The 12,680-nt window shown below is 46.7% G+C and carries 6 protein-coding genes, 1 tRNA gene and 3 rRNA genes; 2 read left to right on the top strand and 8 right to left on the bottom strand.

Features of this window, described 5'->3' with window-relative positions; all coding sequences use genetic code 11:
- Positions 1 to 112 precede the first annotated feature (112 nt).
- Both MCG98_RS08685 and MCG98_RS08680 read left to right on the top strand, forming a co-directional pair.
- On the top strand, positions 113 to 934 hold the full coding sequence (locus MCG98_RS08685; protein WP_240301622.1) for an AraC family transcriptional regulator: 822 nt from the start codon (positions 113 to 115) through the stop codon (positions 932 to 934).
- An 835-nt stretch (positions 935 to 1,769) separates the two neighbouring features.
- Positions 1,770 to 2,318: a hypothetical protein gene (locus tag MCG98_RS08680; RefSeq protein WP_240301621.1), complete on the top strand. Its 549-nt coding sequence runs from the start codon at positions 1,770 to 1,772 to the stop codon at positions 2,316 to 2,318.
- Positions 2,319 to 2,601: 283 nt separating this feature from the next.
- Here MCG98_RS08680 and MCG98_RS08675 read toward each other — a convergent pair whose 3' ends face one another.
- From MCG98_RS08675 to MCG98_RS08640, 8 genes are all read right to left on the bottom strand, one after another.
- On the bottom strand, positions 2,602 to 2,766 hold the full coding sequence (locus MCG98_RS08675) for a hypothetical protein (RefSeq protein WP_240301620.1): 165 nt from the start codon (positions 2,764 to 2,766) through the stop codon (positions 2,602 to 2,604).
- Between the two features lie 290 nt (positions 2,767 to 3,056).
- On the bottom strand, positions 3,057 to 3,893 hold the full coding sequence (locus tag MCG98_RS08670) for an ADP-ribosylglycohydrolase family protein (protein WP_240301619.1): 837 nt from the start codon (positions 3,891 to 3,893) through the stop codon (positions 3,057 to 3,059).
- A 267-nt stretch (positions 3,894 to 4,160) separates the two neighbouring features.
- A tRNA-Trp gene (locus MCG98_RS08665) sits at positions 4,161 to 4,231 on the bottom strand.
- A gap of 221 nt (positions 4,232 to 4,452) precedes the next feature.
- Positions 4,453 to 7,346 (bottom strand): 23S ribosomal RNA (locus MCG98_RS08660).
- A gap of 536 nt (positions 7,347 to 7,882) precedes the next feature.
- Positions 7,883 to 8,000 (bottom strand): 5S ribosomal RNA (gene rrf / locus MCG98_RS08655).
- 289 nt (positions 8,001 to 8,289) lie between these two features.
- A 16S ribosomal RNA gene (locus tag MCG98_RS08650) occupies positions 8,290 to 9,823 on the bottom strand.
- The 16S, 23S and 5S rRNA genes sit together here with 1 tRNA gene alongside, the layout of an rRNA operon.
- 525 nt (positions 9,824 to 10,348) lie before the next feature.
- Positions 10,349 to 11,044 carry an L-ribulose-5-phosphate 4-epimerase gene (locus tag MCG98_RS08645; protein WP_240301618.1) on the bottom strand — a complete coding sequence of 232 codons (696 nt, stop codon included), beginning with the start codon at positions 11,042 to 11,044 and terminating at the stop codon, positions 10,349 to 10,351.
- Between the two features lie 25 nt (positions 11,045 to 11,069).
- Entirely contained in the window at positions 11,070 to 12,650 is a 1,581-nt protein-coding gene (locus MCG98_RS08640; protein WP_240301617.1) for an FGGY-family carbohydrate kinase, read from the bottom strand.
- Positions 12,651 to 12,680: the final 30 nt, after the last annotated feature.

Raw genomic sequence — 12,680 nt, 5'->3', positions numbered from 1 at the left:
ATACAAAAAACAGAAATATGATAATAGATTTTTGCGTCTGTCCTTATCGCAAAGCAACTTTGGAAAAGCAGAACTTACAGATTTATGTTATGGTTACATTGGAGGTGAGATAATGAGCTATCAACTGGACATGGAACGGTGCCTGGCATATATCGAGACAAAGGTGACAGAACCTTTGCCTGTTTCAGCACTTGCCAGCATGTTTGGATATTCCCTTTACCACTTTTGTCATGCGTTCAAAAGCATATATGGTCTTTCGGCCGGGGCCTATATTCGGCAACGCAGACTGGCACATGCTGCTATTGCCCTGTGTAAAGGGTACAGCGTTACCTACGTTGCTCTAACATATGGCTTTGAAACAGTATCTGGCTTTAATAAGGCATTTCGGAAACAGTACGCGCTCACTCCCACCGAATATATGATAAAAGGAGGTACAGAAGCGATGATGACACCAGCAATCAAGAAATTGCAGGCCTTTTCTGCGATCGGCTACTGCCTGGCTCCACCACAAGGGGAATTGGATGTTCTGGACAACGGCGCATATTGGCTGGGAAAGGATTTTTCCAGCGTTAGTTTAGAAGAGTATCAGAAACTGACCTATCCAGGTTACGCCGAAATCGGCGCATGGACACATCCTGACGCCGAATCGGGTGAGTTACATTATTTCTTTGGACCAATTGTGAAAAGCAAAGATTTCGTTCCCCATGGGATGGAAGTTCTCGATGTTCCAGCGGCTGAGTATGCAGTATTTTTAGTTCCCTCTGCAAAGGATATAGCCGAGCTGAACATGAACATCCGCAAAATGTGGAAGGACATTTTTTCTAAATGGCTCGATTCCAGTCAATACAAATTTATGGATGGGAAATTGAGCTTTGAATATTACTGTGGTGAAAAAACCTGGGTTTATATCCCGGTAACTTACAAACATGTATGATAACAAAAAGCCCTGTAAATTCAACATTTACAGGGCTTTTATTAACAGGGGATGAGAGATTTGAACCCCCATCGACGGTTTTGGAGTTTACCGTTAATATTTTCATAGCATAGTTTATCTATTCGTAATTCCCAAAAGACCGCTTATTTACGCTGTATCCAATACCAAATATACTTTCTACAGAACCATATTTGGTTGCGTGTACCGGCAATTGTAGCCCATTGACGCGTAGCCATTTATCGGTTCTATTTTTTAAGGCAAATAAAAATAGCCTCCGGGAGGAAAACCGGAGGCTCATAGCGCTATGTACAATTTATTAGTAATCGTTCCTATATATAAAGATTCGATATTCTTCTTTTTCGGCCTCTTTTACTGTGCAACCCAAACGGCTGGTCCGTAGCTGACACTCTTCTCTTTTGACGTATCTACTACGCCATATTTCCATTCATAATGAGGAAATATGAAATATCCTTGTTAATTATTATAGCCCTCAAATGCTGTTACACTAAATTTCATATTAGGAATATCTCTAGTCAAATACGAATAAATAAGAATTAATTTCTTCAGATGTAACGGCCGCATCAGCATTTACATCCTTGGACGAAAGCGCAAAAAAAATTAAAATGACTAAAATAATGAGCAAAAACTCTTAGCTTTTTGTAAAAACAGTTCCTTTTTTCATATCCTACATTGAAATCCCTCCCATAACAAAAAAACCACTCAGATTCACACGAAATACCTGATTAATGCTTATATACATACCAAAACAAATTTGCAAAAACAGATTGTATCCTAAACATATAAACAATTATATTCTTAATCAGGGGGAAAAAATATGAATACACAAAACACAGAAAAATCTTCAAGTGCTGCTTTTGGATCCGTATTATGTTTTTCCGCAGCCTTTTTACCCATCAGCAAAACACAAACTTACACCGGTGTAACAGCCGCTTTGCAGGGGGGGGCCATTACCCCTAATATGATTATTGGGTTTTCCAAGTTTGGTGTAGCCTATATCGTCATGGCAGTTATTACGTTATATTTGATTGTAAAATCCAATTCGTTTTCAAAATTTATGGCTGTTGTAACGAGTGCTTATGGTTTGTTTCTGCTAAAAGCTCTCTGTTATCAAAGTAATACCGCATTTTATACGACAAAAATGGCATGGGGGAGTTACGTACTTATTGGCGGTGTAATCTTAATGCTTGGCGGTCTATTTAGGGGTTCTAAAACAAGGGTTGATCCTGTAACGAATACTACTAAAAATGCAAAAACACTCTTAACATGTCCATACTGCTCAAAAAGAATGAATGTGCCTTCAGGTCGTGGAAATATTGAAGTAACTTGTGCTTATTGCAGTCAGAAATTCAATGTTAGAACCTGATGTGGCCCATTTTAAAGATATCCCTCCGGCATAGCACAGCCGGGGGTTTTTATGAGATGGGACGATCCCCATACTCTCGAATAAAAAAATAATTGATATCATTCTCTATTTCATAATTCCTTAATTTTCTAATAAACGTCAATTATTAATTAATTCCCCTGCCTAGTTTCGCATAACAAAATACCGGATTTCATTGCCGCTGTTGCACCGGATACCGCAGTGTCAATCTGGAACTGCTTTTCGTAGCAAGGATATACTCCCGTTTTTGCTGCACCTGCCATATTTATTCACCTTTTTCTTTCTCATAAACAACAGCCGGCTCAATGACCATTTCATAGTATAACACCCCGACAGACCGTTCCTGCTTATCAGGCAGTTTCCCCATATCCACATGATCAGCAAGCTCCTGTGAAGCGATATAGTCCTCCCTTACATCTGATAACATCATAATCCGCCAAGCTGTATTGTTCTTTATAAGCCTTAATCGCAAAGTTTGACTTGCTGCCTCTTAGTAGCCAATCCTCAAACCATTTCCCTTTTGCTCCCGGATTTTCTTTTGTGCTGAAATGATACTCCGGATGAAAATACAATCGGTGCGCGTATGGTCAGGAATGCACCAGGCTTTCGGAATTTCATATCTGCTGTCCAGTCCCGAAACTTAGTCAATACTTTTACCCTTATAGCTTCTCTTTTCCGTTGGTATAAGAAAAACCACCGGCCATTTGACTGGCTGATGGTTTACATAAATAACGTTTGCTCAATGGCCTCTATATTTCTGAGTATCGCGATCCAGTTCCTGGGAATATTGTCATATCCATATATAATACCTGACAGTCCCCCGGCCACTGCGGCTGTCGTGTCAGTATCATCACCAAGGTTTACCGCTTTCAGCACGCATTGTTCAAATGTGCTGGTATTTACAACGCACCATAAGGCAGCTTCCAGCGTATGTACAACATATCCTGATGACTGTATGGCAGCCTCTGGAAGAGTCTCCAAACGCTGCAGGCGATTAAAAGGTGCCTGATAGAATAATGACGACATAATATTTCTAAATGATTCTCCTTTTAAGAGTCTCTTAGCAATATCCACATAAATGCAACATGCTTTCTGTGATATCTCATGTGCATGTGTCAGCTTTGACACATTACAGACCTCTTCTTTTGTACTGTCCATAAAAGCCAGCGGCAAGATACGCATCAAAGAGCCATTGCCGTTAGCACTAACAGAACTTATGCCGCATCTGATAGGCATTTCACCATTACGATACTTATTAATCGCCTGAAAGGTCGTATTCCCAATATCAAAAACAGTACCATCTGCAGTATAAGCACCAGTATTATACCAATCATGGAAGCATTGCATCAGATCATAATAATCAATGCAGCCTTTCCGCTTGATGGATGCACAAGTTGCAATCGTCATACTGGTATCATCTGACCATGTTCCTGGCAGTTGATCGTGTGTCCCATACCCTTGCATATCTTTCACAGTAAAGCTTCCTCTGCTCTGAAACTCTACAGGCACACCAAGCGCGTCACCAATGGCAAAACCAATAATCGCATCTTTTAACATTACGCATCCTCCCTTTTTTCATTGTATCAGATATCCTTTGCCTTATCCGTCTCTTTTACATCCTTTTTCATAGTGCCATCCCCTCTGAAATAGATACAGTATTTTTGTATATAAACAAATCACGGAACTTGTTCGATTAGGAGCAAAATCAAATCTGTACAGGATATCTATAGCCATCTTCTCAAAGATTCTGATCACGAGGCAAGCGATGCATATGTATAATGACAAAAAGCCCTGTAAACGTTGAATTTACAGGGCTTTTATTAACAGGGGATGAGGGATTCGAACCCCCATCGACGGTTTTGGAGACCGGTGCTCTACCATTGAACTAATCCCCTATAACCATATATGTTTTGATATACCTTCAAAACCGCATACACTATTACATCCATCCACGCTTCTACCGTCTTCTTTCGGGTCATTCGATCTCCGCTTCTCTTGCTTCCTTCTGCTTATGCAGGGGAAGTTCGATCCCGCTTCTCTTACTTCCTTCTGCTTATGCAGGGGAAGTTCGATCTCGCTTTGCTCTATCGAACGACCTTCGCACGCTTCGCGTGCTCAGGTCAAACCCTCGACCGATTAGTAGCAGTCAGCTCCATACATTGCTGCACTTCCACCTCTGCCCTATCTACCTCGTCGTCTTCAAGGGGTCTTACTACTTTACGTATGGGATATCTCATCTTGAGGGGGGCTTCACGCTTAGATGCCTTCAGCGTTTATCCCTTCCCGACTTGGCTACCCGGCCATGCTCCTGGCGGAACAACCGGTACACCAGTGGTCAGTCCAACCCGGTCCTCTCGTACTAAGGTCAGCTCCTCTCAAATATCCTACGCCCACGCCGGATAGGGACCGAACTGTCTCACGACGTTCTGAACCCAGCTCGCGTACCGCTTTAATGGGCGAACAGCCCAACCCTTGGGACCTACTACAGCCCCAGGATGCGATGAGCCGACATCGAGGTGCCAAACCACTCCGTCGATGTGAACTCTTGGGAGTGATAAGCCTGTTATCCCCAGGGTAGCTTTTATCCGTTGAGCGATGGCATTCCCACTTAAAACCACCGGATCACTAAGTCCTACTTTCGTACCTGCTCCACCCGTCGGTGTCGCAGTCAAGCTCCCTTCTGCCTTTGCACTCTGCGAATGGTTTCCAACCATTCTGAGGGAACCTTTGAGCGCCTCCGATACCCTTTCGGAGGCGACCGCCCCAGTCAAACTCCCCACCTGACATTGTCCCCCAGCCGGGTCACGGCTGTTGGTTAGAAATCCAATACTGCAAGGGTGGTATCCCAACATTGACTCCACACAAACTGGCGTTCGTGCTTCTTCGTCTCCCACCTATCCTGTACATGCAATACCGAATCCCAGTATCAAGCTGGAGTAAAGCTCCATGGGGTCTTTCCGTCCTGGCGCAGGTAACCAGCATCTTCACTGGTACTTCAATTTCACCGGATGCATTGTCGAGACAGTGCTCAAATCATTACGCCTTTCGTGCGGGTCGGAACTTACCCGACAAGGAATTTCGCTACCTTAGGACCGTTATAGTTACGGCCGCCGTTTACTGGGGCTTAAATTCAAAGCTTCGCCTTGCGGCTAACCTCTCCTCTTAACCTTCCAGCACCGGGCAGGCGTCAGCCCATATACCTCACCTTTCGGTTTTGCATAGACCTGTGTTTTTGCTAAACAGTTGCTTGAGCCTATTCTCTGCGGCCATCTTTCGATGGCACCCCTTCTCCCGAAGTTACGGGGTCATTTTGCCGAGTTCCTTAACAATGCTTCTTCCGTCGGCCTTAGGATTCTCTCCTCATCCACCTGTGTCGGTTTACGGTACGGGTACACGGTAAACAATAGCGGCTTTTCTTGATACATGGCTCATGCACTTCCCTACTTTATTTCGGTCCGCATCACGCCTTCGGATTGTAAGGCGGATTTGCCTGCCTTACTCCTACCTCGCTTGCCCCTGGATTCCATTCCAGGGTTGCACTTTCCACATATGTCCCCACAGTTCTGTTACCTTGCAGTACAGGAATCTCAACCTGTTGTCCATCGACTACGGCTTTCGCCCTCGCCTTAGGCCCCGACTTACCCAGAGCAGATCAGCTTTACTCTGGAAACCTTGGATATTCGGCCGAGAGGATTCTCACCTCTCTCTCGCTACTCATTCCGGCATTCTCTCTTCAAGACTCTCCACGGCTCCTTACGGTACCGCTTCTTCGCGTCTTCAATGCTCCTCTACCGATGGTATTGCTACCATCCCACGGCTTCGGTGTTGTGTTTCAGCCCCGGACATTTTCGGCGCAGGACCTCTCGACTAGTGAGCTATTACGCACTCTTTGAATGTATGGCTGCTTCTGAGCCAACATCCTAGTTGTCTTCGAAATCCCACATCCTTTTCCACTTAACACACACTTTGGGACCTTAGCCGGTGGTCTGGGCTCTTTCCCTTTTGACTATCCAACTTATCTCGTATAGTCTGACTCCCATGAATCATCTTACTGGCATTCGGAGTTTGATATTCTTCGGTAAGCTTTGACGCCCCCTAGGAAATTCAGTGCTCTACCTCCAAAAGACTCTCATGAGGCTAGCCCTAAAGCTATTTCGAGGAGAACCAGCTATCTCCGGGTTCGATTGGAATTTCTCCCCTATCCACACCTCATCGCCACCCTTTTCAACGGATGTGCGTTCGGTCCTCCATTGCCTTTTACGGCAACTTCAACCTGGACATGGATAGATCACCCGGTTTCGGGTCTACTCTGACTGACTTAATCGCCCTATTAAGACTTGGTTTCCCTTCGGCTCCACACCTTGAAGTGCTTAACCTTGCCAGCCAGCGTAACTCGCCGGACCGTTCTACAAAAAGTACGCGGTTCCACCTGTAAAGTGGTTCCACAGTTTGTAAACACAGGGTTTCAGGTTCTCTTTCACTCCCCTCCCGGGGTCCTTTTCACCTTTCCTTCACAGTACTATGCGCTATCGGTCACTAAGGAGTATTTAGCCTTGGGGGGTGGTCCCCCCGACTTCCCGCAAGGTTTCTCGTGTCTCGCGGTACTTTGGATCCTGCTCGCTCTCGCCTGCTTTCGTATACGGGGCTTTCACCCTCTCTGGCTGGCTTTCCCAAAACCATTCTACTAGCATTGAAGTCACTTTCTGCAGTCCGTAACCCCAGCATGCACGCATGCTGGTTTAGGCTCCTTCCATTTCGCTCGCCGCTACTTTGGAAATCGATGTTTCTTTCTTTTCCTCCGGGTACTTAGATGTTTCAGTTCCCCGGGTTCCCCTCCATACGTTATGAATTGGCGTATGGATACATACCGTTTGGGTATGCAGGTTTCCCCATTCAGAGATCTCCGGATCGTAGGATATTTGCTCCTCCCCGAAGCTTTTCGCAGCTTATCACGTCTTTCATCGGCTCTTAGTGCCAAGGCATCCACCCTGCGCTCTTTCTTGTTTGACCTTCCTGCTCCAATAGCGTTTGGAACAGTCGGTACTTGCGATGCTTTCGCATCGAGCGTTTCGTTTCATTGCGTTTACAATGTTTGATTCACCACATGCATCTCTGCCTGTGGTTCCTCGGATGTCTTTTCCTATCTCTAACGTTTCTTGCTTATCAGCTTCGCTGATAAGAGATGTTATCAATATAGATATTTTCGTATATGCGGTTTTCAAGGTACATACGCGAAACACTTCCCTGATGGGAACACAGGAAACAAGGTTTGTGCGGTCAGGTTCGCCTGTCCGTGCAAAGATTCTTTCATGTATTGGCATGTAATGTCACGACTGAGGGATCTTTGATCCCGATGTCCGCTCACATCGTCCGCCTTCGTCTCGCCGGCTGTTTTATCAGCCATCAGAAACAACAAACTTCTTTGTTCTCTCTGATCACTGGTAAAACCAGTTATGTAAAACAACACTTCCCTGCTGTTGTAGGTTGGCACGCTTCTGTGGGTGCCCGTTTTATCTCAAAAAGCGTTTCCCACACTTTTTAAAGGGTTCTGGCAGCCACCTACTCTCCCACACCGTCACCAGTGCAGTACCATCGGCCGCTTAAGTCTTAACCATCGTGTTCGGGATGGGTACGGGTGTTTCCCCTAAGCGCATCGCCACCAGAAGCTTTGAACACTTAGCGAGGCCCTTTTGAGCTTAGTGTGAAAGCTGTTCCACGTCAGTGGAACTTCCTCTGCTTACGTTGTGTAGTAAGCTGCTCTTTTTTTCCTCACCAGTGCGTTATCTCTTCGATAACTCAACAGTAAAACACATCTCTTCACCGTGGTCACTAACCTTATGCTTCGCTTTCGCTCGCATTCGCTAAGTGTCCAGGCGGGCTTTCGCACTAGATTCGACCTTCGCCTTCCGGCTCGTTCTCATCAAATGCTCAATGCCTACTTCTTCTTCCTTAGAAAGGAGGTGATCCAGCCGCACCTTCCGATACGGCTACCTTGTTACGACTTCACCCCAGTTATCGGCTCCACCTTCGACTGCTCCCTCCTTACGGTTGGGTCACAGGCTTCGGGCATATCCGACTCCCATGGTGTGACGGGCGGTGTGTACAAGACCCGGGAACGTATTCACCGCGACATTCTGATTCGCGATTACTAGCGATTCCAGCTTCATGTAGTCGAGTTGCAGACTACAATCCGAACTGAGACGTTATTTTTGGGATTTGCTGACACTCGCGTGATCGCTTCCCTTTGTTTACGCCATTGTAGCACGTGTGTAGCCCAAATCATAAGGGGCATGATGATTTGACGTCATCCCCACCTTCCTCCAGGTTATCCCTGGCAGTCTCCCTAGAGTGCCCAACTTCACTTGCTGGCTACTAAGGATAAGGGTTGCGCTCGTTGCGGGACTTAACCCAACATCTCACGACACGAGCTGACGACAACCATGCACCACCTGTCTTAACTGCCCCGTAGGGAAGGCCCCGTTACGGACCGGTCAGTTAGATGTCAAGACTTGGTAAGGTTCTTCGCGTTGCTTCGAATTAAACCACATGCTCCACCGCTTGTGCGGGTCCCCGTCAATTCCTTTGAGTTTCATTCTTGCGAACGTACTCCCCAGGTGGTATACTTATTGCGTTTGCTGCGGCACCGAAGGGCTTTGCCCCCCGACACCTAGTATACATCGTTTACGGCGTGGACTACCAGGGTATCTAATCCTGTTTGCTCCCCACGCTTTCGAGCCTCAACGTCAGTGATCGTCCAGTAAGCCGCCTTCGCCACTGGTGTTCCTCCTAATATCTACGCATTTCACCGCTACACTAGGAATTCCACTTACCTCTCCGACACTCCAGCTTAATAGTTTCCAATGCAGTCCAGGGGTTGAGCCCCCGCCTTTCACATCAGACTTACTATGCCGTCTACGCTCCCTTTACACCCAGTAAATCCGGATAACGCTTGCCCCCTACGTATTACCGCGGCTGCTGGCACGTAGTTAGCCGGGGCTTCTTAGTCAGGTACCGTCATTTTCTTCCCTGCTGATAGAGCTTTACATACCGAAATACTTCTTCGCTCACGCGGCGTCGCTGCATCAGGGTTTCCCCCATTGTGCAATATTCCCCACTGCTGCCTCCCGTAGGAGTTTGGGCCGTGTCTCAGTCCCAATGTGGCCGGTCACCCTCTCAGGTCGGCTACTGATCGCGGGCTTGGTGGGCCGTTACCCCACCAACTACCTAATCAGACGCGGGTCCATCGTATACCACCGGAGTTTTTCACACCGAGTCATGCGACTCTGTGCGCTTATGCGGTATTAGCAGTCATTTCTAACTGTTATCCCCCTGTATACGGCAGGTTACCCACGCGTTACTCACCCGTCCGCCACTCAGTCACATAATACTTCTTTCCGAAGATGTCCGTTTTATGTGCTTCGTTCGACTTGCATGTGTTAAGCACGCCGCCAGCGTTCATCCTGAGCCAGGATCAAACTCTCAAATTAAGTGTTCGTTCCAGTTCAAGATAACTCTTGGCTATCTTATCCCTTTTACTGTTGGTTTTGACTTTTCGTCAATTTAATGAAATTCTTTTTTTAGAATTTTCAAGGATGTGTTTTACTGTTCAGTTATCAAAGTTCGTTGTTTGCTGTGCTTGTCTGTATCAGCGACAGCTATATTAGAATAGCACGGGTCCCCCCATAAGTCAACTCTTTTTTCCATTTTTTTTATTTATTTTTTTAATCCGACAAATGTATCCGTAATTTCCTGTTCGCCTGCCCCATTATATCCCTTATTTTTAACAATTCTTTATACCGGATTGACTCACAGTTATCATGTTTCCAATATGTTTCCCGAAAGAAAAACGACTGACACCTCTGTATATTACTTTTGCCCCCAAACAATGTCTGTACTGTGCTTAAGGTCCGTTCATTTCAAAATAAAATCATATTAATTTCTCTCTCTGGTGTCATTTGAAAGAAAAAGTCAGTGTGCAAGAATATCTTTCGCACCTGACTTTTTAACTGATGTTATACTGTTTGTCCATAGTAAGCATTTTGTCCATGCTTACGCAAGTAGTGCCGATCCAGCAGCTCTTTTTGAATCGGTCGTACCGTATTGTTGGAAACCAGCAGATCCTGCCAGGCCATTCCTGCACATTCTTCCAGAACAACTGCATATTCCACCGCTTTTTCCGGACTCTCCCCCCATGTGAAGGGACCATGACTGTGTACCACAACTGCAGGAATCGTCTGTGGGTCCAGATCCCGAAATGTTTCTATAATTACTTTACCGGTCTCTTTTTCATATTCCCCGTTTATTTCCTCAGGAGTCATAGTACGCGTACAGGGAACCGCTCCATAAAAATAATCACTGTGCGTCGTTCCAAGCGGAGGAATTTCCAGGCCTGCCTGCGCAAATGTCGTCGCCCATCTCGAATGTGTATGAACCACACCGCCGATATCGCAGAAATTCTTATACAATTCCAGGTGGGTCGGCGTATCTGAGGACGGTTTCCATTTTCCTTCTAAAACTGTGCCTTCAAGGTCCACAACAACCATGTCCTCCGGTTTCATATTCTCATACGCCACACCGGATGGTTTAATTACAACCAGTCCCCTGCTACGGTCAATCCCGGAAACATTCCCCCATGTAAACGTGATCAGCGCATATTTCGGCAAAAGCATATTTGCTTCCCACACTTTTTCTTTTAGTTCTTCCAGCATATCCAATCTCCTTAACTGCTGAAAACTACCGGTGCCCTTCATACAGTTCTTCTATGGCCACCCGCTCTATGTTCAGCAGATTATCGTATTGTTTCATGTAAATATCAAAGCATCTCTGTTCCTCTTCCTTTGCACAGATGGTTGTCCGGTGTGTATCACGAAAGACACATTGGCTCAGGAAATCATCCAGGGAGCCATCCATTCCCTGTCTGAGACGATAAGCTGCCAGAAGTGCAATGCCCCACGCACCTCCCTCTCCGGCATGGTCCATTGTACATACGGGAACCTTCAATGCTTCCGATAAAATTCTCTGTCCGACTTCCGGCGTTTTAAACAGTCCGCCGTGCCCGGTGAGATAGTCGACGCGGATCCCTTCCTTTCTGATGATATCAAATCCGATCTTCAGCGTTGCCACCGCTGCATACAGCTGAGCCCTCATGAAATTCCCCAGACTCAGATGCCCCTCTGTCCGATGTATGAGCATCGGCAGTCCCTCTTCCATCTTCACAATCGGCTCACCGGAATGATAGTTGCAGCATAACACACCGCCGCAGTCACCGTCGCTGATGGCAGCACTTTCAAACAGGAGCTGATACAGTTGGGCGTCTGTTTTTTCCACACCCATCCCCCGCAGCAATTCCTGAAATAAAGACGCCCATTCATTGATCTCAGACGTACAGTTATTACAGTGTACCATCGCTACCTGTGATCCCTCCGGCGTCGTGACAATGTCGATCTCCGGATGCACCTCCGCAAGCGGTTTTTCCAAGACGACCATGGCAAAGATGGACGTGCCCGCGGAGACATTTCCGGTGCAGGGGCGCACGGCATTTGCCGCAACCATACCGGTTCCCGCATCTCCCTCCGGAGGACACAATACACTGCCGGCCTTCAGATTCCCTGTCACGTCCAGCATCCCTGCCCCCTCCTCGGTCAAATGCCCTGCATCCTCACCTGCTTTGCATACATCAGGGAGAATGTCCCTGCATCTCCACGGGAACTTCTCATCTACTATACGCTCATCAAAAGCTGCGAGCATCGCCTCGTCATAGGTTGCAGTTTCTCTGTTAATTGGAAACATTCCAGACGCATCTCCTACTCCGAGAACCCTTTTTCCCGTTAGTTTCCAGTGCACATAACCTGACAAAGTCGTCATGTAGCGCACTGCTTTCACATGTGGTTCCTGATTCAGGATTGCCTGGTATAGATGTGCAATGCTCCATCGCTGCGGAACAGGAAAGGAAAACAGTTTCGTCAGTTCATCTGCCGCCTGCCCGGTATTCGTATTCCGCCATGTGCGAAACGGCGTCAGCAGGTTTCCCGCCTCGTCAAAAACGAGATAACCGTGCATCATGCCGCTGAGACCGATGGCCGAAATTTCCGTCAGTGCTTCTCCAAACCTGCGTTCGTAATCTTCTGCCATGTTTTTATAGCAGCACTGCAGTCCCTCCCATATTTCCGCCTCTGCGTATGTCCACAGGCCATTTTCATAATGGTTTTCCCATTGATGGCTTCCGGACGCAATCTCCTGATAGTTCACATCCGTCAGCACTGCCTTTATACGGGTGGATCCAAGCTCGATCCCCAATATATGTTCGTGTTTCATTTTCTCCTCTCATGCCGCACTTGTTGCGGC

This window comes from Ruminococcus sp. OA3 (genome assembly GCF_022440845.1).
In the GTDB taxonomy this organism is placed as follows: Bacteria; Bacillota; Clostridia; order Lachnospirales; family Lachnospiraceae; genus Ruminococcus_G.
The sequence above is the reverse complement of the archived record's forward strand: the minus strand, read 5'-3'. Positions and strand labels throughout refer to the sequence as shown.